We start from the raw sequence: 22436 nt of genomic DNA, 5'->3' as shown, positions 1-22436 counted from the left end.
CGCAACTTTTACGGTGGTCTTATGGCTCTTTTCTTTCGCGTTGCAACCCTCGACGATGTGCCTGCATTAGTGGCGTTGGAGCAGCAGTGTTTCAGCAGTGATCGGCTGTCTTCGCGCAGTCTGCGCTGGATGATCAGCCGGGCCAATGGCCAGTTGTGGCTTGTGCAACAGCACGGTGAACTGCTCGGCTATGGGCTGGTGCTGTTTCGTCGTGGCGCCCGGCTGGCGCGCTTGTATTCCATCGCCATTGCCGAGCACGCTCGAGGCATCGGTCTGGGCCATCAGTTACTGGAGCACATCGAAGCCTGCGCCCTGGCCAACGATTGCGCGTACCTGCGTCTGCAAGTGCGCACCGACAACCCCGGCGCACTCTCCCTGTATGAGCGCAATGGCTATCGGCGCTTTGCCTGGGTCGACGACTACTACGAAGATCACACAGCTGCCTTGTGCCTGGAAAAACCGCTCGCGCCTGCATCGGCCGTGGCTTCCAGCTCACGCACCAGCGGCAAAACACGTTTGCCGAAGTACTCCACCTCCTCCTGAAAATGCAGAAAGCCCGCGAGCACCAGGTCCACGCCCACGGCCTTGAGCGCGACAATGCGTTCGGCGATCTGCCGCGGGGTGCCAATCAGGTTGGTCTTGAAGCCATCGTTGTACTGCACCAGGTCTTCGAAGCTGGACTTGGCCCAGTTGCCCTCGCCTTCCGGCGAAGCCTTGCCCGCCTGCTTGGCGGCATCACCAAAGGCGTTGACCGCTTCCGGGTCGGCCTGGTCGATGATTTCCGCCAGCACGGCCCGGGCTTCTTCTTCGGTGTCGCGGGCGATCACAAAGGCGTTCACGCCGACCTTAACCGAATGGTGATTGGCAGCGGCCTTGGCGCGGATATCATCGACCTGGGCCTTGATGCCTTCGGGGGTGTTGCCGTTAGTGAAGTACCAGTCCGAGACCCGCGCCGCCATGTCCCGTGCCGCCCGTGAACTACCCCCCTGGAAAACCTCTGGCTGGCCCAATGGCTTGGGCTTGAGGGTGTAGTTGTTGAAACGATAGAAATCGCCCTTGAAGGTGAAATCGTCCTGGGTCCAGATGCCTTTGAGGGCGCGGATGAATTCTTCTGAACGACGGTAGCGCTCATCGTGCTCCAGCCAGGGTTCGCCAATGGCCTGGAACTCGCCCTTGAACCAGCCACTGACGATATTCACCGCAATACGGCCGTTGGTGAGCTGGTCGATGGTCGCCAATTGCTTGGCCGCCAACGCCGGTTGCCAGGGACCTGGCAGGATCGCCGCGATCACTTTGAGCGTGGTGGTCGCCGCCAGCAAAGCATGGCTGAACGCCACGGACTCATGCTGGTTTTCGGCGCCATAACCGGCGGTGAAGCGAATCTGGGTCAGGCCGTATTCAAAGCCTGCGGCTTCGGCCAACTGCGCCAGTTTGCGGTTGTAGTCGATGCCCCAGTGAGTGCGCTGTTCGATCTTGCTGACCACCAGCCCACCGCTGACGTTGGGCACCCAATAGGCAAATTTCACGGCTTGCTGACTCATCGGACGGTACCTCGCACAAATGGATGTCATGTAGCTTACGCAGCAAGCGTGCCAGTCACCCGCAAATGCCCGCGCCATGGGCGCTGCGTTAAAAAATCGGATATCTGATCAGCCTGCCGGCAATGTCACCGATCGCAGCGGTTTGTCGATCTGCTGTTGCAGGAGCAACACCCAATCACCCTCTCGCACCGCAAACAGGGGAGCAAAGTCCCGGCACGAACTGTGCAATCTCCAGCACATTCGATCACTGCCAGGAGCCCTACCCATGACTGAACATCAGGTCATCAACCCGCTGTCTACCGGCGCCGATTACCCTGCGCTGGCCGCACGTTTTCGGCCGATCTTCCAGCGCATCGCCGAGGGTGCGGTTGAGCGCGAGCATAGCCGCACACTGCCCCACCAACCCATTAAATGGCTCAAGGACGCTGGCTTTGGCGCGGTGCGCGTGCCGGTGGAATACGGCGGCGATGGCGCGTCACTGCCGCAGTTGTTTGAACTGCTGATTGAACTGGCGGCGGCTGATTCCAACGTGCCCCAGGCCCTGCGCGGGCACTTCGCATTTGCCGAAGACCGCCTGAATGCGCCACCCGGCGCAAGCCGTGATCTGTGGTTCAAGCGTTTTGTCGATGGCGATATCGTCGGCTGCGCCTGGACCGAAATCGGCTCGGTGGCCATCGGTGAGGTGGTAACCCAGGTCAGCCCCGACGGCGACCGCTGGAAACTCAACGGCGAAAAGTTCTACAGCACCGGCAGCCTGTTCTCGGACTGGATCGATGTTTACGCCCAACGCAGCGACACCGGCGCCGCCGTGATTGCCGCCACCCGCACCCATCAGCCAGGCGTGGTGCAGAGCGATGACTGGGACGGTTTTGGCCAGCGCACCACCGGCAGCGGCACCTCTCGGTTTACCGACGCGGTGGTGGAAACTGAAAACCTGATCGACTTTGCCACCCGCTTCAAATACCAGACTGCGTTCTACCAACTGGTGTTGCTGGCGACACTGGCCGGTATCGGTCGCGCTGCGCTCAGCGACGTGGCCCACCAGGTGCGCAACCGCCGGCGCATCTACAGCCATGGCAATGCAACGCACGTCAGCCAGGATGCGCAGGTGCAACAGGTGGTGGGCGAAGTCGCCGCGTTGGTATACGCCGCCCAGGCCAGCGCGTTGAAGGCCGCAGTGCCGGCGCAACAGGCTTATCTGGCGCGCTTTGGCGGCAATGACGTGGCCGAACGCGAAGCCAATGTGGCGGCTGAGATTGAGTCGGCGACGGCGCAAGTGGTGGTTTCGGATTTGATCCAGCGTGCCACCAGCCAATTGTTCAACGCCTTAGGGGCCTCGGATGTGCGCCAAGGCAAGGCGCTGGACCGGCATTGGCGCAACGCACGGACGGTGTCTTCGCACAATCCGGTGATCTACAAGGCGCGGATCGTGGGCGACTGGGTGATCAACGGGACAGAGCCACCGTTTGTGTGGCAAATCGGCAACGGCCCGGCGAAGGCCTGAAGTTGATCTGGGTCAAACTGTGGGAGGGGGCTTGCTCCCGATAGCGGTGGGTCAGTATCCAATTCCTTGGCTGAACTACCGCTATCGGGGCATAGGTATCTACACAACTTTGTAGCTGCCGACCGTAACCACGATGCGAAGCGAGCCGCTCTTGATCTTGATCTTAGGCGCCCCGTCAAACCACGCTGGCCGGAATTCGACAGGGATTTGGGGGGTAAACCGGCAGGGATGCCGGTTTAGCCGCCCCGCGCCATGGATGGCGCGTGGCGGCGGCCCCCCAAATCCATGGCGGATTACGGGCACACCGAGCCAAAGCGAGGTGCCGAGTGGTGGGGCAAGAGCGTTTTGCTTACTTTTGCGCTCTTTTCAAAAGTGAGCCGCTGTAAAAGCGGAACCAATATCAGCCGTTACCTAAATAACGGATATGTACTCGGTCTAATCCAACATCCTGGTCGGCCCTGAGGCAGCCATCGGGAGCAAGCCCCCTCCCACATGTGGAGCACATGCGGCTCAGAACGCCAGCTTGTACCCCACCGCCATCAACATGACCGCCAGGCACGGGCGTAACACGCTGTCGGAGATCTTGCCGGTCATATGGCTGCCGAAGTAGATCCCCGGCAACGAGCCCATCAGCAAGAAGCCCAGCAGATGCCAGTCCATATTGCCCATGCTCGCGTGGCCCAGGCCCGCCACCAGGGTCAGGGGCACGGCATGGGCGATTTCGGTGCCGACCAGACGCCGCGTGGCCAGGAATGGGTAGAGGATAAACAGCGCCACCGTGCCGAGGGCCCCGGCGCCAATGGACGTCAGGGCTACCATGGTGCCAAGGACCGCGCCGGTCACCACGGTCAGGGCGTTCAGGTTGCGCGGGCGCATGTGGTAGTCATCACCGGCATGTCGCTGAGCAAAGGCCAACAGGCTTTTCTTGAACAGGATCGCCAATGCGGTCAGCAACAGCACAAAGCCCAGCGCCTGCTTGATCACCGCATTCATCGCGCTGGGGTCGGTGTGCAGGCTGGCCAGGAACCACAACGTCAAAAGCACCGCCGGCACACTGCCCAAGGTCAGCCAGCCAGTGATGGTCCAGTCGATGTTGCGGTTCTTGCTGTGCACCAGCACACCACCGGACTTGGTGATGGCGGCATACAGCAAGTCAGTGCCCACCGCCGTGGCCGGATTGATACCGAACCACAACAGAATCGGCGTCATCAGGGAGCCTCCACCGACACCGGTCATGCCGACGATAAAACCAACGATCAGGCCGGCAACCACGAAACCAATATTACCCACATCCATTACAGCTACCTGCGGCCTTATAAATTTCTGGGCGCAGGATAGCGATTTTTCTTATAACCACTTATATCAATATGATCTGACTTTATGCCTTTTCTGCCAGACGATGGCAGACATAGGGCTGGGTCTGATACCGGAACGCTACAGTGTCACGCCCACGCAGCGCTGTGTGTGTGTCGATCAACTCGCACAATGGCTCGGTCGCCGTGGCCTTTTGCGCGGCTGGTAGCGCCGCGATGAAGCTTACCGACAGGAAGCGTTCCATGATCACTTCCTGGGGTTGCCACATGCTGATACGCAAAACAGCTCATTTCAGGTGCGGAAAAGTACTCACCCGTGAAGGCTTCGCGCCAACGCCCTGTATGAAAACGCGGCGTGTCGCCTCATAGGGCGGGTGCGGGCGCACAGTGTGCGCCCTCTGAAGTTTATTTTCTAACCGGTGCATCCAATCGGGCGTGTCGCGTGTAGTCCTTGCAGTCACCCCGCTGTTTTACTCAAATGGAGCACTACCCATGAACGCTAAAACACTGTTCTGCTTCGCGGCTGCACTCACCGCCGCGCCTGCGGTTTTCTCCCAGACCGGCTTGCCTGAAAGTATCAAGGTGCCCGACGGGCACAAGATTACGATGGAAACCACCGGGGTCGGCGAAATCACCTACGAATGCCGTGACAAAGCCAACGCCGTCGGCCAGACCGAGTGGTTCTTTGTCGGCCCCAAAGCCGTGTTGAATGACCGCAGCGGCAAGCCGGTGGGCAGCTACTTCGGCCCGCCCGCCACCTGGCAAGCCCAGGACGGCTCGAAAATCACCGGTACCCAACTGGCGGTAGCACCTTCAAGTGCAGGCAACCTGCCCTATCAACTGGTCAAGGCCAACCCGGCTGAAGGTAAAGGTGCCATGAGCGGGGTGAGTTACATCCAGCGGGTCGCCCTCAAAGGCGGTGTGGCGCCTAGCAGCGAATGCACGGTGGCGAACAAAGGCCAGCAGGCTGTGGTGAAGTATCAGGCCGACTACATCTTCTGGGCGGCCAACTGAGCAAACTCGGCTACGCTGTCTGTGGCGAGTGCGCTCGCCACAGGACTCAGCCATTTTAAGGATGCCGTGTTTGTTTGATTATCAAGCCTGCCTGGCGGCATGTGCCCGTGGCGACCAACGCGCCTTGCGCCAACTCTATGCCGAGGACAGCAGCCGCTTGCTCGGCGTGGCGTTGCGCATTGTGCGTGACAAAGCCCTGGCCGAAGATGTCGTGCATGACGCGTTTATCAAGGTCTGGCGCGGCGCTGGCAGTTTCGACCCAAGCCGCGGTTCGGCACGGGGCTGGGTGTTCAGCATCACCCGGCACCTGGCGCTCAATGCCGTGCGCAATCACTACCGGGAAGTGGCATTGAGCGATGAACACGAGCAGCTCGCCGCCGCCAATGACAGCTTCGAATTCAGCGCCCGAGAAGGCCAGGTGTACAACTGCCTGGAACAACTCGACCCGACCCGTCGCACGTGCATTCTTCACGCCTATGTCGACGGTTATTCCCACAACGAAATCGCCCGGAAACTGGACACGCCCCTGGGCACCGTCAAAGCCTGGATCAAACGGAGCCTCGTCGCGCTGCGCGAGTGCATGGCATGAGCAACCCACTGGATGAACTCGCCAGCGAATACGTGCTGGGCACCCTGCCCGCCAACCAACGCGCCGAGGTCGAGCAACGCTTGAAACATGACAGCGAGCTGCGTGCGGCGGTGGATGCCTGGGAACAGCGTCTGCTCCCACTGACCGCCTTGGCCGAGCCCGTGCCGCCATCCGCACAGCTGTGGCGGCGCATTGAACACAGCACGGCGAACCAGGATGCCGGCGTGCCTTGGTGGAACCTGCTGTCGCTCTGGCGTGGATTGGCTGGCGCAGGTTTGGTGACCACACTGGTGTTGGCCGCACTGTTGCTGACCCGCCCGCCCGTAGCCGACTCGACGTTTGTGGTGGTGTTGGTTGCGCCACAGAGCCAGACACCCGGTTGGGTGATCCAGGCCAGCCATGACCAACAGATCCAACTGATTCCGCTAGGCGTAATGGAAGTACCGAACGACAAAGCCCTGCAGTTCTGGACCAAAGGCGATGGCTGGCAGGCTCCGGTGTCGTTGGGGCTGGTCAAGCCAGGGCAAACGCTCTCGGTACCGCTGGACAAGCTGCCGCCGCTTGCGCCCAACCAGCTGTTCGAGCTGACCCTGGAAGACCCGCGTGGCTCGCCGACCGGTAAACCGACCGGGCCGATCCAGGCCATCGGCCGCGCGGTCAAAGTGCTCTGATCAGCTTGCGCTGGGCAACCACACCCGAAACCGCGCTCCGCCCAGAGGCGAGGCCAGGGCTGTCAAGGTGCCGCCCTGGGCCTCCAGGGCACGTCGGCTGATCGCCAGGCCCAGGCCGAAGCCGCCGGTGGCACGGTCGCGGCTGCGGTCCAGGCGGTAGAACGGTTCGAAGATGCGCTCGCGCTGGTCCATCGGTATGCCGATGCCGTCGTCGTCCACCCAGATTTCGCAGCCGTTGGGACACACCTTGACCCCCACCTGAATGCGTTTGTCGCAATAGCGCGTCGCGTTGCGCAGCAGGTTCTGCAAGGCGCGGGCGGTAAGGCGCGGGTCGAGGCTGAAGCGCTCCACGGTGCAGTCGAGCGCCACGTCGATGACAATCTCGGGGTTTTCCAGCTCGTCGTCGACGCTGCCCAGCACGCTGTCGATAAACTCATCGAGCGCCACCTCGACCCGTTCGGGCAATTGCGCAGGATTTTGCAGGCGGCTGTAGGACAGCAATTCCAGCACCAGTTCATCCAGCTCGCGAATATGCGCCACCAGGCTTTGCAGACGCTCGCGACTGGCCTGGGGCAAGTCTTCGGAGAGCGCCAGCGCCAGGCCGAAATCCAGGCGGGTGAGCGGTGTGCGCAGTTCATGGGAGACCGCATTGAGCAAGTCGCGCTGCTGGTTCAGCAGGTGCTCGATATCGTCGGCCATGGTGTCGAACACCGTCGCCAGGCTGCCGATGCTGGAGCTGGGCGGAAGGCGCGTGCGCTCTCCAAGGTGGCCCTTGCCCAACAGCGCGGCGGTGCTTTTGAGGCGCTCCAGGTCACGCCAGTGCGGGCGCAGCCACACCAGCAGGCACGCCAGCAGCGCCGCGCCGATCAGCACGTTCATCGACCAGTACAGCAGGTTCATGTCCAGCGGGTCCGGCGGAATGGTCAGCTTGACCGCGAACTGCTGGTTGATCGGCGAGCTGATTTCTTCCATCCAGCCCCACTCGCCCAGGCGGATCACCGACTTGCCTTGCTCCAGCAGTTGTTCTTCCTGCGGCGTATAGCGAGCGTCCTGGCGCAGCAACAGTTCAACCTTCAATGGCGCAAAATCGCGACTCAACTGGTCGGTCACCTGGGACCAGTGCTCCACCGGTGCGCGCTGGTATTGCTTGACCATCAGCTTTTGCAGGCCACGGGACTGTTCGATGTTGTAGTCCATGTAGCGGTGTTCGAACAGTTGGATCACCAGCTTGGGGATCAGAAAGATGGCTGCACTGTAGGTGACGATAGTGATCAGGTAGAGGCGTAGCAGCACACGGAACATGGTTCAGCATTCCCACTCGGAGCGGCTGAACAGATAACCCTTGCCCCACACGGTCTTGATCTTGCGCGCCTCGCCGGCGTGGTCGTCGAACTTGCGCCGCAACTTGGAAATGGCCACGTCCACCGAGCGATCGGTACCGTTGAACTCGATGCCGCGAAGGCGTTGCAGGATCTGGTCGCGGCTGAGCACTTCACCGGCGTGGCGCGCCAGTACCACCAGCAGGTTGTATTCGCCGCTGGACAGCTCCACCGCCTGCTCGCGCCAGGTGACGGTGCGTTCCGACAAGTCGATGCACAGGTTGCCCATGATGATCCGGTCGTTGGCCACCTGGGGCTCGGACAGACTGCTACGGCGCAGCAGCGTGCGCACCCGGGCCAGCAGCACGCGCGGCTCGCAGGGTTTGGTCACATAATCGTCGGCCCCCATTTCCAGGCCCAGCACCTGGTCGTGGCTGTCGTCGCGGGCGGTCAGCATCAGGATCGGCAGGCCCGCCGAGTCGGCGCGCAGCAGGCGGCAGACTTGCAGGCCGTCGAGGCCCGGCAACATCAGGTCGAGGATCACCAGGTCCGGCGGGTTGAGACGCGCACGTTCGCGTACGTGGTCGCCACGGCTGAGCACACTGACGTGATAGCCATTGCGTTCCAGGTAGCTGGCGATCAGCTCGGAGAGTGCGGCGTCGTCTTCGACCAGAAGGATGTTGGGCATAGGGTGTTTCCAGAAAATACACTGATAAGTCGTACACAAATCCCATGTGGGAAGGGGCTTGCTCCCTCCCACATTTGATCTTCATTGTAAGCAAGGTTGTGCAAGGATATACGCCCCCGACGCCACGCGCGCCGTACCTTACACTTCTTCACACACGACCTACACAGCTTCACAGCACCACGGCGCAGGTGACTTTAGGATGCGCCAGTCAATATTGGGATAAGAGCATGTCGAAGAATCTATTTGCGCCGTTTTGCCTGTTGGCCCTCACACTGGCGCTGAGCGCGTGTGGTCAGTCTGCAGACGAGGCGCCGGAAATGCCCCTGGCCAAAGTGCGCATCGAAACCCTGCAGGCCAAGCCCCTGTCCATTACCAGCGAACTGAGCGGGCGTATCGCCGCGCCGCGCATTGCCGAAGTGCGTGCCCGAGTGGCCGGTGTGGTCATGCAGCGTGTGTTCAAGGAAGGTCACGATGTGAAACAGGGCGACGTGCTGTTCCGCATCGACCCGGCGCCCTTCAAGGCTGACCTGGACAGCGCCCAGGCCAACCTGAGCAAGGCCCAAGCCAATGCGTTCCAGGCCCGCCTGCAAGAGCAGCGCTACAGCCAGTTGGTTGAAGGCAACGCCATCAGCGGCCAGGAATACGACAACGCCCGCGCCGCCCTGCGCCAGACCAACGCAGAGGTTGCTGCGCAAAAGGCTGCCGTCGAGCGCGCCAGGCTGAACCTGGGCTATGCCACCGTGACCGCGCCGATTTCCGGGCGCATCGGCCGTGCCCTGGTGACCGAAGGCGCGCTGGTCGGCCAGAACGAAGCCACGCCGCTGGCGATCATCCAGCAACTGGACCCGATCCACGCCGACCTCACCCAGTCCACCCGCGAGTTGAACGACCTGCGCCGCGCCTTTCGTGCCGGCAGCCTGAAACAGGTCGGCCAGGACCAGGCCAAGGCCACCCTGATCCAGGACGACGGCAGCCTGTACCCGTTGCCGGGCAAACTGCTGTTCGCCGAGATCAGCGTTGACCCGGGCACCGGGCAGATCATTTTGCGCAGCGAGTTCCCCAACCCGGATCTGGACCTGTTGCCCGGCAGCTTTGTACGGGTGCGCCTGGAGCAGGCCGTGGACAAGCAAGGCATCAGCGTGCCGCAACGTGCCATCACCCGTGACAGCGCCGGCATCCCGATGGTGTTGCTGCTGGACGCCGAGCAGACCGTCAGCCAGCAGCCGGTGGAATTGGGCGCGGTGATCGAAGATCGCTGGATTGTCAGCAGCGGCCTCAAGCCCGGCGACCGCATTATCGTCGAGGGCCTGCAACATGCACGCCCCGGCGAAAAAGTTGAAGTGGACGACAGCCCGCTCGTAAAGGAATAACCCGTCATGCCGCAGTTCTTTATTGACCGCCCGATTTTCGCCTGGGTGGTGGCCCTGTTTATCCTGCTGGCCGGCTTCCTGGCCATCCCGCAGTTGCCGGTGGCCCAGTACCCCAACGTCGCGCCACCGAAGGTGGAAATCTACGCGGTGTACCCGGGTGCCTCTGCCCAGACCCTGGACGAAAGCGTGGTCAGCCTGATTGAGCAGGAGCTCAACGGCGCTGATCACCTGCTGTATTTCGAATCCCAGAGCAGCCTGGGCTCGGCGACGATCACCGCGACCTTCCAGCCGGGCACCGACCCGGAAATGGCCCAGGTGGATGTGCAGAACCGCCTCAAGGTCGTCGAGCCGCGCCTGCCCCAGGCCGTGACCCAGCAAGGCTTGCAGGTGGAAAAGGTCTCCGCCGGCTTCCTGCTGCTGGTGACCCTGACCTCCAACGACGGCAAGCTCGACGACGTTGCGCTCAGCGACTACCTGGCGCGCAACGTGATGAACGAGCTCAAGCGCCTGGACGGCGTCGGCAAGGCCCAGTTGTATGGCGCCGAGCGGGCGATGCGTATCTGGATCGACCCGCAGAAGCTGATCGGTTTCAACCTCACGCCAGCGGACGTCAACGCTGCAATCAGTGCGCAGAACGCCCAGGTCTCGGCAGGCAGCATTGGTGACTTGCCGGGCACCAACACCCAGGAAATCACTGCGGCGATCCTGGTCAAGGGGCAATTGTCGACCCCGGCGGAGTTCGCCGACATTGTCCTCAAGGCCAACCCCGACGGCTCCACCGTGCGCATCGGCGATGTGGCGCGCGTGGAAGTCGGCAGCCAGGAATACCAGTTCTCAACCCGTCTGAACGGCAAGCCCTCCACCGCCGTCAGCGTGCAGCTGTCGCCGGGCGCCAACGCGCTGAGCACCGCGACCCTGGTGCGGGCGAAGATGGACGAACTGTCGCGCTACTTCCCGGCCAATGTGGAATACAAGATCCCCTACGACACCTCGCCGTTCGTCAAGGTCTCGATCACCAAGGTGGTCTACACCTTGCTTGAGGCCATGGCGCTGGTGTTTGCGGTGATGTTCCTGTTCCTGCAGAACGTGCGCTACACCCTGATCCCCACGCTGGTAGTGCCAATTGCGTTGATGGGCACTTTTGCCACCATGCTGTTGCTGGGCTTCTCGATCAACGTGCTGACCATGTTCGGCATGGTATTGGCCATCGGCATCCTGGTGGACGATGCCATTGTGGTGGTGGAAAACGTCGAACGCATCATGGCCACCGAGGGCTTGTCACCCAAGGACGCGACGAAAAAAGCCATGGGCCAGATCACCGGTGCCATCGTCGGTATCACCCTGGTGCTGGTGGCGGTGTTCCTGCCGATGGCGTTCATGCCCGGTTCTGTGGGGGTGATCTACCAGCAGTTCTCGCTGTCGATGGCCACCTCGATCCTGTTCTCGGCGTTCTTGGCCCTGACCTTGACTCCGGCCCTGTGCGCCACCTTGCTCAAGCCGATTGCCCAGGGCGAGCACCATGCCAAGGGTGGTTTCTTCGGCTGGTTCAACAAGCGCTTTGACCAACTCACCAATCGCTATGAAGGTTGGGTGGCCTATGCCCTCAAGCGCAGCGGCCGCTACCTGCTGATCTACCTGGTATTGCTGGTGGGCATGGGGCTGTTGTTCAGCCGCCTGCCCTCCTCGTTCCTGCCGGTGGAAGACCAGGGCTACACCATCACCGATATCCAGCTGCCGCCGGGTGCCAGCAAGAACCGCACGGTGCAGGTGGCCGAACAGATCGAAGCGCACAACGCAGGCGAGCCTGGGGTGGGTGACACCACCATGATCATGGGCTTCAGTTTCTCCGGCTCCGGACAGAACGCGGCGCTGGCATTTACCACGCTCAAGGACTGGTCGGAACGCGGCAGTGATGATTCGGCAGCGTCGATTGCCGACCGCGCCAACATGGCCTTTGGCGACCTCAAGGATGCGATTGCCTACGCGATTCTGCCACCGCCGGTGGACGGCCTCGGCACCTCCAGCGGGTTCGAGTTCCGCTTGCAGGACCGTGGCGGCGTCGGCCATGCCGGGTTGATGGCCGCGCGTACCGAACTCCTGGACGCTGCGGCGAAAAGCCCGATTCTTGCCAACGTGCGTGAAAGCGCCCTGGCCGAAGCACCGCAAGTGCAGCTGGAAGTCGACCGCAAGCAGGCCAACGCCCTGGGCGTGTCGTTTGCCGACGTCGGCAATGTGCTCTCCTCGGCGATCGGTTCTGCGTATGTCAATGACTTCCCCAATCAGGGCCGTATGCAGCGGGTGGTGGTGCAGGCCGAAGGCGACCAGCGCAGCCAGGTGGCCGACCTGATGAAGATCAATGTGCGCAACAACGCAGGCAAGATGGTGCCGCTGTCGGCCTTTGTCGAAGCCAAGTGGACCCAGGGCCCGACGCAGTTGACCCGCTATAACGGCTACCCGGCCATCGCCATCAGCGGTGAAGCGGCGCCGGGGCACAGCACGGGCGAGGCCATGAACGAAATCCAGCGCCTGGTCAGCCAGTTGCCTGCCGGGCTGGGCCAGGAATGGACGGGCTTGTCGCTGCAGGAGCGCTTGTCCGGCTCCCAGGCACCCTTGCTGTTGGGCCTGTCATTGCTGATCGTGTTCCTGTGCCTGGCCGCGCTGTATGAAAGCTGGTCGATCCCGACCTCGGTTTTGCTGGTGGTGCCGCTTGGGGTGCTGGGCGCGGTCTTGGCCGTGTCGCTACGCGGGATGCCCAACGACGTGTTCTTCAAGGTCGGCCTGATCACCATCATCGGCCTGTCGGCGAAAAACGCGATCCTGATCATCGAGTTCGCCAAGGACTTGTATGACCAGGGCGAGGACTTGATCGAAGCCACCTTGAAGGCTGCGCGGTTGCGACTGCGACCGATCATCATGACCTCGCTGGCGTTTATCCTCGGCGTGGTGCCGCTGGCAATTGCCACCGGAGCCAGTTCGGCCAGCCAGCAGGCGATTGGTACCGGTGTGATTGGCGGGATGATCACGGCGACCTTGGCGGTGGTGTTTGTGCCGGTGTTCTTTGTGGTGGTGATGAAGCTGGTGCGCAAACGACACAACAAAGATTAATCCAATGTGGGAGGGAGCTTGCTCCCGATGGCGGCGTTTCAGTCAGCCTATTTGGCACTGATACACTGCCATCGGGAGCAAGCCCCCTCCCACAGGATCAGGTACAGTCTGCTCAACTATCGCCAGCTGTGACCAACCATGCCCTTCCTCGCCCGCACCCACCCTCGCCTCTCGTCCGCCGCCGTACTGGGCCTTGCCGTGGGCATTCTGGTACCGGCTGACACCCTTGCCAGCAAAATCCTGATCGGCTGGAACGCCGGGGTCTGGACCTACCTGATACTGATGCTGTGGTTGACCATTCGCGCCAAGGCCGAAGACGTCAAGCGCATCGCCGAAATCGAAGACGAGAACGCCGGCCTGGTGCTGTTCATGGTGTGCATTGCCGCCATCGCCAGCCTGGCGACCATCACCTTCGAACTGGTGGGCAGCAAGGACCTGGCTGCTTCCGAGCGCCTGCTGCACTACGGTTTTACCGGGCTGACGGTGATCGGCTCGTGGCTATTGATCGGGGTGATTTTCAGCGTGCACTACGCCAGGCTCTATTACACTTGGCCAGGCAAGGAGCCCGCCCTACGTTTTGCCGAAGGCTTGCTCACGCCCAACTATTGGGACTTCCTGTACTTTTCCTTCACCATCGGCGTAGCGGTACAAACCTCGGATGTGGGCGTCGCCACCCGTGGCCTGCGCAAGGTGGTGCTGGGGCAGTCGTTGATCGGTTTTTTGTTCAACACTGCTATTCTGGGCTTTTCGATCAACATCGCCGCCGGGTTGTTTGGCTAGACTGCACAAACCTTCTAGACGCCCACCCCGGTGTTGCCGCTAATAGCCCTTCACTTTCCGCCTCGGTGTTGTATGCCTGCGCACAATTGGATCGACTTGTCCCAGGACGCCGACACCGGTATCGAGACCCTGCGCGCGCATTTCGAAGGCCATGCGTATGACCCCCATTGGCACGACAGCTACCTGGTGGGCGTCACCGAACAAGGCGTGCAGCAATTCAACTGCCGGCGCATGCGCCATGACAGCGTGCCGGGGCAGGTATTCCTGCTGGAGCCTGGGGAACTCCACGACGGCAATGCCCCGACGGTCGACGGCTTCACTTACCGCATGCTCTACCTTGACCCGCAGTGGCTGGAACGGGAAATCGCCAGTGTCTTCGAGGAAGCACCCGCCCACCATCAGTTGAGTTTCGCCCGCACCTTGGCCAGCGATCCACGCCTGGCCCTGGCCACCAGTCAGGCGTTTGAGAGTTTGCACCACGGCGAACTGCGGATCGTGCGGCAGAGCGCGCTGGACTACTTGCTGGAACGCCTCACCGGCCAGCTCTATTGGCGCATGCGCTACCGCGATGACCCACGTTTGCCGCAGGTGGCGCACAAGGCCCGGGAATACCTGCACGCCCATCTGCATCAGGACGTCGGCATGGATGAACTCGGGCTGGCCTGCGGCGTCGACCGCTTTCGCCTGAGCCGCGCGTTCAAGAGCGCCTTCGGCCTGCCGCCCCACGCGTATCTGGTGCAACTGCGCCTGGCCCGTGCCCGGTATCTATTGGCCAAGGGCGATCAACCGGCAGACGTGGCGATGGCCCTGGGTTTCGCCGATCAAAGTCATTTGGGCCGCTGGTTCATGCGGGCTTATGGGCTGACACCGGCCGCGTACCGCAAACGCTGCACAAATCTTCCAGACCGGTAACGCCCGGGCTTGTGAAGATGGGCGCTCTAAATGAGCTCGCCGGAGTCCCCCGTCATGCTGTCCACGTTCGTGCCTTTCATGCTGTTCGCCTTTGTCGCCTCCATCACCCCCGGCCCGACCAATATCCTGGTGCTGAGCAACAGCGCCCGTTACGGCTTCAAGGCTGCATTGCCCATTATTCTGGGGGCTGGTGTGGGGGCGTCGGGGATCGTGCTGCTGGTGGGTTCCGGTGTGGGCCAGTCGCTGGCGCAGATGCCCAGAGTGCAAACGGCGATGCAGTGGGTCGGCATGGCCTGGCTAAGTTACCTGGCCTGGCAGATCTTCAGCGCACCGCCACATGTCATAGGGGAGCAATCTGCGCACAGGCGACTCGGCCTGTTCGGCTCAGCGTGCTTGCAGCTGATAAACCCCAAGACCTGGATGATGGCACTCGCTGTGGTCAGCGTATTTGCCGGCAACGGTGCAGAGCAGCAAAAACGGATACTGTCTTTGTCACTGATATTTTTTTTGATATCGCTGCCTTGCCTCAGCGCCTGGGCAGTCTTGGGGGCAGGCTCTAATCGATGGCTGGCGTCCCCCCATGCGCAGCGACGTTTCAATCAATGCATGGCGTTGTTGCTCATGAGTTCAACCTGGATAAGTACGATCATGTGAGATTCTTCGGTAGGGGATCTAAACAGAGTTAAATTTCCAGACTGTCATTCTTAACAGTAGACACGCCCGTCAAGAAGCATCTAATACATCGTACGCCCAAGCAAGCCGGGCGCCAGAGAGCCACACGCAGCAAGATTTGTATACTGTTAGTTTTGACAGTTTACGGCGTCGATGCACTGCTGTTACATGAACAAGGCAGAGCCCCCCTCTACCTCTGTTACTCGCACAATCATCAGCGATGGAGAAGCGATCATGACCGTACTAGCGCAACCGTTAACCTTGGCGCAACAAAAGGCATTACGTCCCAAACGAATTACTGCGACTGGCCTCTTCGAGGCGAAGGTCGATTTATCCCCCATCGAATTTCAAACCACCACCGTGGTGCACGACTTCGAACAAGCTGTCTATAGAATCAATGGCCGACACGCCGATAACTCAGTGACCATAAAAGAAATATTCATTCAGATACCCGATAACGTTCGGGTAGGCCAGGAGATCGACCTCGCAAAACAAGAGTTCACGAATGTTAAGGTCTGGTATTCAGTAAAGTTACCCCAGGATCATTATACAGTGAGCGCCATTGAGGGTACTTTGATCATTCGGGGACTCGCGGCCGGCGTCATTAAAATCAGAGGTACGCTGCATGCTACAACCGATCATGATGTTAACGGGCATGCGCACGTCCTGGACGTCGACTTCGACCTGACCAGTTGATGTTATTCGCAAAAAAAAGCGCCCGCATCTTTCGATACGGGCGTTGTTGTGTGTTACGTCTTTACCAGGTGTAACGCACCCCTACGTTAGCGCCCCAAGGCTGTTCAACCCGGCCGCCGCTGCTGTGCTCAAGGTCGGCATGCAGCTGCAGGTTCTGCGAGAGCTTCACCGCCATACCCGCCCCGAATTCGGCGCGAGAACCAGAGAGGTCGTTGTTGAACACATTGTTGTTCACCGAGACCTTATTGTTGTTGGCAAACTCATGCACCATCGCTGCGCGCAGATAAGGCTGCACGACACTGCCGGAGTCGAGCTGTATATCCCGCCCGACGGTCGCGCCGGCCTTGGCCATGATCGACCGCGTACGCTCACCCTTGGCTTCCAAGCCATTATCCAGGCTGTAATTGGCACCCTGGATCACCACCGTAGACATTTGCGCGTAAGGTTCGATAAAGAACCCGTCGTCCAGCTTGATGTTACGACCGAACTCAGCCGACAGGCCGCCACCGGTATTGTTGTACTTGCCCTTGGATGAGGTGCCGTCACTCAGGCCCACCTTGGACTCATTCTGGAAGCGGTTAACCTTGGCCACCGCATCGAAATACAGGCCGCTCTCCTCGTCCAGCCAGGTCGCATACGCACCCAGGTAGTAACTCTTCACGTTCCCCGAGGTACCGCGCTTGAGGTTCAGGTCAGAGGTGCTGTGACCGGCCATTACGCCCACCAGCCACTGACTGTCGGCCAAGGGTGTGTCTGCACCGAGGGTAAAGCCCCGCTGGTTCTGGCTGTAGCCAATCCCGGTGCTGTCGGACACTTCGTACTTGTTGCCATAACCGCGTATCCACACGCCCGCCTGTCCAGGCTCGAAACGCAGCTCGCCCATACGCGAACGCAGGGATGTCGCCTCGCCGTACCACACGGTCGGTGCGGTGTTGAACAGCGCCAATACCGAGCGGGTACCGGGGCTGATCACACGGTTGTTCGGGTCGAGGAACCAGTCGGTACCTTCCTTTTTCAGGCCATAGGAATAAGCGCCGACATCGACTACATCGCCCACCAGGGAAAACTGTGCATCACCGCCGCCGGTGTGAACGACGCGGATATCTTGCGGGTTGGTCGGTTCCGCACCGCTGGCTGCGAGCAACAGCTTGTGGTCGCCTTTGGCCTCGCCCTCGACGTTCAAGAAGTCCGTAATGCCACGGGCGAAATCGGTCCCCATGACGAAGGTGCCATTACCCTCAAGGCTGTCTACGTCCAACTGGTAGAACGCATCGGTATCACCGAACTTCACCGTACCGCCGGCGAGGCTCAAGGCGCCCACTTGGCTGTCGCCCGTCAACGCCCAATAAGACTGATCACCGACAGCTAGACTGGTGACATTCTGCAGTTGGCCCGTCAGCCCGGCACGGTTTTGCAAGCTCAAATGCGCCGTGCTGCCGTCCTCGACGATAACGTTGCCACGTAGGTCGCTGTTATCGACATTCATGCTCGCTACGGCGCCGCCGTTGACCTCCAGCAATGAGCCGTTACCGCCGATCAAGGTCGAGCCGTTGCGTATATCGATCTCAACGGCCATGGCCTCGCCGGGAAAACCATTGACGGCAATGGCGGCACCGCTGCGGCCTTCGACGCTGGAGTTATCCAATACCAACTTGCCCGTATTCGCGCTGTTGAGGTCATTGGTGAACACCACGCCGTTCTTGCCACCGATAATCCTGCTTTTTTGGCTGGCAGTTGCCGTTGCACCATCGAGCGACACGCCAAAACTATCGACGCCGGTACCTTCGACCAACGTGTGGTCGTTAAAGTGCAGCTCGCTGTTGCCAGTCGCCACTGCGCCACCGATGTGACCACGGATGGTGCTATTGAATACTTCGGCTACCCCGCCCTTGTCAGAGTCGTGACTCTGGAACGCTTGCAGACCCATGGTGGTATGGCTGGTGATGTTGCTGCCGTTAATAAGCGCATCGCTGTCATCCAGACGCACCGCACCAAACACTGCGTGGCTTGAATCAACGGTGGCGCCGTCGAGGCTCACTAAAGAGCCTTGGGTGGCTCGGATGTCATTGATGCGGCTGCCCGCATTGACAATCAGTGCCGAATCGTTGACCAGGATATGTTGGGCACGAGCACCATTGACGGTCAGTTCAGATCTGAAATCCAGCTGCCAGTCATTATTGAGTTCGTTGCTTTCAATGGTTTTTGACTCACCAATCAGGTGGTCTGCCTGAGCGGTGGAATGCACAGCCGCAAACATCAAAAAAGTAATAGTTGGAACCTTCATCATCTTGCTCAAAGGTTTGAGCTCGAATTCAGTTAACAGTCGCATGTGAGTTCATCCTCTGGGTGGAGCCTTCGAAACGGTTTGGCTCGTTCCCTCGGAATGAAGCCTTACCGGTGCGGCGCAGAGGTTACGCAGCGAACATACCCATGGCTGTAGGATTTATCTTAGATGGATGTAGCGATTGATATTTTAGAGTGTTGGAAAAACATACTTAACAAAGAAGCTGAAGGTCTTTCCGACAAGGAGCAATACATAACTGTCAGACACACAAAAGGGAAGCCGTGCTTCCCTTTTGTATTTAACGTTTTTCATTGAGTTCAAGGTCTTACGATAGTTACCCCATCACAGTATGTCTCAGGGTTGGAAAATACCGTGTACACCTCAGCCAATTCACTGTTACCGGTAGCCCCAGTGTTGACGATCGTTGAGTAGGTCACCTCGCAAGGGCCAAGCACGGACTGGGTCAGGAATGGACGATAAGGGATTTCAACGACAAATCCATTGTCCTTATCCCCTTGGCTCAATGATGGGTGGGTAAAGGTCTGCGTGAATGGACCCGGTGGAAAGCCAAAGGCTTCACTGAAGATCGTAACGGTTACCGTCACGCTATTACCTACCTCCAACCTCGGATCGCCTGGAATGAAGAGCTCGGCGTAAAGCGTCGGTGGTGCTCCGGGCGCGCGGGTTCGCAGCGATTGGCAACTCCACTCGTCGTTGGCGTCAAGGTGTAAGAACTCAGCAGGCGGCAGTACGACCCTCACTGCATCGATCACGTCGACCATGGTAACGCCCGACGGGTTTTCATTCGTGGTGCCGGGGCCAATGACCACATAGCTGACGGGCTGCAGCTCATTGCCGTGGCGGGCAACGACCTCCCAAGGAATGGTGAACGTCGCGTCAGCTCCGGGCACTGTCGTGCTGAGCGGGAAAGGCCCTACTCGCTCTTTCGTAGCCCCCCACAACAGGACAAACTCGTTATTCGCATGGGGCAGCGCTGCAATGGTCCAGAGCGGGATCACAATGGTGACGGGTTGATTCGCATCGCCAATGCGCAGGGTGTTCAGCTCCGGAGTGGGCCCCCCGCCGAACACCTGCGCCAGGTTCAGCGCTGGGTTTACATCGCCGGGTTCAAGAGTGCCTGGAAGAACAGGCCCCTCCACCGACAGGTCAAGCCGCACCGTTTTATCAGGAGAAGGGAAAAACACGCCATTTCGTTCGATACGGTAGCGCAGGGTCACCGTCTGCGGCCCCAGCGTTGCGGTATATGCGTCTTTAATCGCATCATTCATATTGCTGAAGACCACCGGAAAATCAACCAGCTCAGCGGTTTGCGGCCCAAAGGGCTGTGCTTCCCATTGCATCTCGAACTTGTCCAGGCCAGTGGCGTGGTCAGGATAATCTTCAACGTGGGCTTCAATCCCCTGACGATAATCCTGAATATCGAGAAGATCATCCGTGCTGCCGGCACGTGGTGCCGGCGCCAAGGGCAGGAACGGCTCCAAAGGCTGCGGATCGTCCAACAACGAGACTGTTCGAAAATCATTGAACGAGGGACGGCTGACGTTACCTGCCCGGTCAGTGATGGTGTAGAAAATATAATATAGCCCGCTCAGGACAATCAGGTTCCTGGGCAGGAAAAAAGTGCTTACATCAGGGGATGGCAACATAGGCACACCTGAGCCACTCACCAGATACTCGGGGCGCGGGTCCATCACCGGGCTGAAGTACACGTTAATCATATCCCCCGCTTCGAATCGCCCAGTCTGTGGACCAAAGTCATTCGGGGGGATCTCAATCTCCACGCCGCCTTGATCGATCAGGAAGGCATCGTTAATGACCGTGCCCGGCGGCACATTTGCGAAGACTGGAACAAGCGGCTGCTCGCGTGAAGTCGCTACGGCATAGGGTGCAATGGTATCAACCCGAAAAGCACCCGGGTTGGAGGAGTCAAGGGAGGGGCCTGGTATGCCGGCCTGATTACGGTATTGAGTATTCCTGAGCTCGTAGTAGCCATGTCGATACTCAGGTACCGGCGCGGGAATAAACCTGCTGATTATCGGAGGAACGGGCGTCTGGTTGATTTGATAAGGCGCCACCAAGGTGGTCCAGGTAGGCGGGCTCACAGTGATATCCCGGATTTCAACGCCCATCCAGTCCGTGCCCCTTGATGCTGTCCCGGTCCGTAACTGGACGTTAATGCCAACAGGGGCAACCATCGCCGGGATAAGGCCAGTCGCATCATCCAACGCCTCGTCAATCGTGGGTGCATTGAGAACCAAAGGCGCTGGCGTCGTAGTCGAACCACGTTTTCTACTCATTTCAGTCTCTCCTTGCTGCTTTAGAATAGGCACCGCGCGCACTGGCGGGCCGCAAACGCTCGTTCAGTCACTTGAGTTACGGCCAGGAGACTGAAACCGGGACACACTCTCTTCAGCCGAATGATTCTTCGACCAACTACATTCAGTTCAAAATGTTCTACTAAACCCGCACCCTGGCTCAGGGCTCGGGACCATTGCCGCCTTCCCAGCAGTAAACCGGGTTGGGCGGTAGTGGCGATGTAGGCACCACGCGGTCGAACTGCACATACCTGGAAGCTGAACGACCAATGGGCGTTCGATTCCTGGTCACAAGGTAATGAGCCTCTCCACCGGCATTCATTTTCAATGGCCGGATCACACGCTCGACATCACGAATCCAGAAGTTGTAGCCGGATGCATCCGCCACTGCATCCCAGTAATGCTCAAGGGTTTCCACAACATTTGGATCTGGGTCGACGTCCGGATACTGGCCATACCCCTGAAACCTCAGCGTGATCAAATCCCCGTGCTGGATGTTCGGGTCTGCCGGGATTGCCACCTCGACTCCGTACCAGATTGGCGGTTGGGTGCTGCAGGTCAAATACCGGTTTGGGTGAAGCAAAGCCTGAGGAAATTCAGGCCGAGTGAACTGGATGGGTGGAAGATCGGTTGCCAACCCGACCCGCGCCAACAATGAAAAGGTCGGGTTCACATTACCGGCGCGATCCTCCAAACGATAAAAACAGAAAAGCCATAGCGCGCCAGGGTAGGCGCGGAACACGTCATTAGGCACCTCCACAAAAATGCGGCCGCTATCACTGGTCAGCGGTGGCGAAACCCAAGTGGGTAGGCCGGTTGGCAGCATATTCATATCCGAAAAGTACATCAGCACCTTGTCCCCGACTTCACGTCCGAGATAGCTCTCGGGGATCTCCATGCGCACCATGGGATTTGCATCCAGATAGGGTTGGGTGATCGGATCGATCGGGAAAATGGCAGGCGCCAGTAACGAGCCGACGCCTGGAGCGTCGCGGTCGATTCTGATCGTCACGGGCGACGAGGTATCGACACTCGGGCTATCTGGCCGGGTGTTATGAATCCGGTAGCGCAGGTCAACGATGGCACTGCTCAGCAGGAACGCCTGAGGAATCGTCATGGGCAGAGGGAAGTCGGCATCCGTCAGTGGGCCACGCAGCTCAAAGGGCGGGGTATCAACGGACCTGGCACCTCGGACATGCCATTCGAAAATCACGTACTGAAACCTTCCGGGGCCGGGCAAAACCGCCCAAGGTGTCTCAAGCAAGATGCGTAGATCAGTGAAATTGAATCGAGCGGGTAATAATCCATCTGGTAATACGTCGACGACTGTTGGCGCCTCAAGCACAAGGATGCCTCCTGAGCCCGTAGGCCCATTGGCACTCTGGCCAGTAGTGGAAGTAGTCATTTAAACCTCCCGTCATTCAAGCATTTTCTAAACCGCCCCCTGCTCTCAGCATGCCAATACCAGAGGTTCTGTTGGCGCCATTGAACACCTCCTCTGGCCCAGCCGATACTGTCAAAACTCACAGGTAGGACCACCGCTCGTCGGATCTCCCTGCTGACCAGTGGCTTCACACGACCAAGATTCTCTTGACGAAGACGATGGGCTAGTGTTTTCTGAAACCGGTTTCATCCCGTTACT

The 22436-nt window shown here is 59.8% G+C and carries 17 protein-coding genes and 2 pseudogenes; 11 read left to right on the top strand and 8 right to left on the bottom strand.

Annotation, left to right across the window (positions count from 1 at the left end; translation table 11 throughout):
• Positions 1 to 21 precede the first annotated feature (21 nt).
• A pseudogene (locus E3O56_RS20065) lies at positions 22 to 459 on the top strand (GNAT family N-acetyltransferase); the annotation flags it as partial.
• Here the strand turns inward: E3O56_RS20065 and sfnG are convergent.
• Positions 432 to 1541, bottom strand: a complete 1110-nt coding sequence (gene sfnG, locus E3O56_RS20060) for a dimethylsulfone monooxygenase SfnG (RefSeq protein ID WP_032875795.1) — start codon at positions 1539 to 1541, stop codon at positions 432 to 434. The pseudogene E3O56_RS20065 and the gene sfnG overlap by 28 nt on opposite strands.
• Positions 1542 to 1806: 265 nt before the next feature.
• Between sfnG and E3O56_RS20055 the strand changes: the two genes are divergently transcribed.
• Complete coding sequence (locus tag E3O56_RS20055) at positions 1807 to 3045, top strand: acyl-CoA dehydrogenase family protein (protein ID WP_248128877.1); 1239 nt, start codon at positions 1807 to 1809, stop codon at positions 3043 to 3045.
• A gap of 510 nt (positions 3046 to 3555) precedes the next feature.
• Here E3O56_RS20055 and E3O56_RS20050 read toward each other — a convergent pair.
• Positions 3556 to 4341 carry a sulfite exporter TauE/SafE family protein gene (locus E3O56_RS20050; RefSeq protein WP_078821474.1) on the bottom strand — a complete coding sequence of 262 codons (786 nt, stop codon included), beginning with the start codon at positions 4339 to 4341 and terminating at the stop codon, positions 3556 to 3558.
• Between the two features lie 82 nt (positions 4342 to 4423).
• Positions 4424 to 4729: pseudogene (locus E3O56_RS20045) on the bottom strand (SAM-dependent methyltransferase); the annotation flags it as partial.
• 121 nt (positions 4730 to 4850) lie between these two features.
• On the opposite strand from E3O56_RS20045, the gene E3O56_RS20040 reads away from it, so the two are divergent.
• The 3 genes from E3O56_RS20040 (at position 4851) to E3O56_RS20030 (ending at position 6632) form a co-directional block, all read left to right on the top strand.
• Positions 4851 to 5372: a DUF3455 domain-containing protein gene (locus E3O56_RS20040; protein ID WP_248128876.1), complete on the top strand. Its 522-nt coding sequence runs from the start codon at positions 4851 to 4853 to the stop codon at positions 5370 to 5372.
• A 61-nt stretch (positions 5373 to 5433) separates the two neighbouring features.
• Positions 5434 to 5961 carry a sigma-70 family RNA polymerase sigma factor gene (locus tag E3O56_RS20035; RefSeq protein WP_103734303.1) on the top strand — a complete coding sequence of 176 codons (528 nt, stop codon included), beginning with the start codon at positions 5434 to 5436 and terminating at the stop codon, positions 5959 to 5961.
• Positions 5958 to 6632 (top strand): anti-sigma factor, encoded by a 675-nt coding sequence (locus tag E3O56_RS20030; RefSeq protein WP_078821477.1) that lies wholly within the window; start codon positions 5958 to 5960, stop codon positions 6630 to 6632. Before E3O56_RS20035 ends, E3O56_RS20030 begins: the two co-directional genes overlap by 4 nt.
• Here E3O56_RS20030 and E3O56_RS20025 read toward each other — a convergent pair whose 3' ends face one another.
• Together E3O56_RS20025 and E3O56_RS20020 are read right to left on the bottom strand one after the other, a co-directional pair.
• Complete coding sequence (locus tag E3O56_RS20025) at positions 6633 to 7934, bottom strand: ATP-binding protein (protein ID WP_078821478.1); 1302 nt, start codon at positions 7932 to 7934, stop codon at positions 6633 to 6635.
• Positions 7935 to 7937: 3 nt separating this feature from the next.
• Positions 7938 to 8639: a response regulator transcription factor gene (locus E3O56_RS20020; protein WP_005788610.1), complete on the bottom strand. Its 702-nt coding sequence runs from the start codon at positions 8637 to 8639 to the stop codon at positions 7938 to 7940.
• Between the two features lie 227 nt (positions 8640 to 8866).
• On the opposite strand from E3O56_RS20020, the gene E3O56_RS20015 reads away from it, so the two are divergent.
• The 6 genes from E3O56_RS20015 to E3O56_RS19990 all read left to right on the top strand — a co-directional run bounded on the left by E3O56_RS20015 (position 8867) and on the right by E3O56_RS19990 (position 16174).
• On the top strand, positions 8867 to 10009 hold the full coding sequence (locus E3O56_RS20015) for an efflux RND transporter periplasmic adaptor subunit (RefSeq protein ID WP_248128875.1): 1143 nt from the start codon (positions 8867 to 8869) through the stop codon (positions 10007 to 10009).
• 6 nt (positions 10010 to 10015) lie between these two features.
• Positions 10016 to 13114: an efflux RND transporter permease subunit gene (locus E3O56_RS20010; protein ID WP_248128874.1), complete on the top strand. Its 3099-nt coding sequence runs from the start codon at positions 10016 to 10018 to the stop codon at positions 13112 to 13114.
• A gap of 138 nt (positions 13115 to 13252) precedes the next feature.
• Positions 13253 to 13894: a DUF1345 domain-containing protein gene (locus E3O56_RS20005; protein WP_032875813.1), complete on the top strand. Its 642-nt coding sequence runs from the start codon at positions 13253 to 13255 to the stop codon at positions 13892 to 13894.
• Positions 13895 to 13966: 72 nt separating this feature from the next.
• Positions 13967 to 14806 carry an AraC family transcriptional regulator gene (locus E3O56_RS20000; RefSeq protein ID WP_032875816.1) on the top strand — a complete coding sequence of 280 codons (840 nt, stop codon included), beginning with the start codon at positions 13967 to 13969 and terminating at the stop codon, positions 14804 to 14806.
• A gap of 54 nt (positions 14807 to 14860) precedes the next feature.
• Entirely contained in the window at positions 14861 to 15460 is a 600-nt protein-coding gene (locus E3O56_RS19995) for a LysE family translocator (RefSeq protein ID WP_032875818.1), read from the top strand.
• 252 nt (positions 15461 to 15712) lie between these two features.
• The gene (locus E3O56_RS19990) at positions 15713 to 16174 is read left to right on the top strand and encodes a hypothetical protein (RefSeq protein WP_032875821.1); all 462 of its coding nucleotides are present in this window, start codon (positions 15713 to 15715) and stop codon (positions 16172 to 16174) included.
• 61 nt (positions 16175 to 16235) lie between these two features.
• Here the strand turns inward: E3O56_RS19990 and E3O56_RS19985 are convergent, their stop codons facing one another.
• The 3 genes from E3O56_RS19985 to E3O56_RS19975 all read right to left on the bottom strand — a co-directional run bounded on the left by E3O56_RS19985 (position 16236) and on the right by E3O56_RS19975 (position 22199).
• Positions 16236 to 18503: an autotransporter outer membrane beta-barrel domain-containing protein gene (locus E3O56_RS19985; RefSeq protein WP_078821483.1), complete on the bottom strand. Its 2268-nt coding sequence runs from the start codon at positions 18501 to 18503 to the stop codon at positions 16236 to 16238.
• 272 nt (positions 18504 to 18775) lie between these two features.
• Positions 18776 to 20776, bottom strand: coding sequence for a hypothetical protein (locus E3O56_RS19980; RefSeq protein ID WP_103734309.1), 2001 nt, complete (start codon positions 20774 to 20776; stop codon positions 18776 to 18778).
• Between the two features lie 178 nt (positions 20777 to 20954).
• Positions 20955 to 22199, bottom strand: a complete 1245-nt coding sequence (locus E3O56_RS19975) for a hypothetical protein (protein WP_103734310.1) — start codon at positions 22197 to 22199, stop codon at positions 20955 to 20957.
• Between the last annotated feature and the right edge of the window lie 237 nt (positions 22200 to 22436).

The sequence above is a fragment of the Pseudomonas sp. W2Aug9 genome, assembly GCF_023127755.1.
GTDB lineage: Bacteria > Pseudomonadota > Gammaproteobacteria > Pseudomonadales > Pseudomonadaceae > Aquipseudomonas > Aquipseudomonas synxantha_A.
This window is presented reverse-complemented; position numbering and strand designations above follow the sequence as displayed.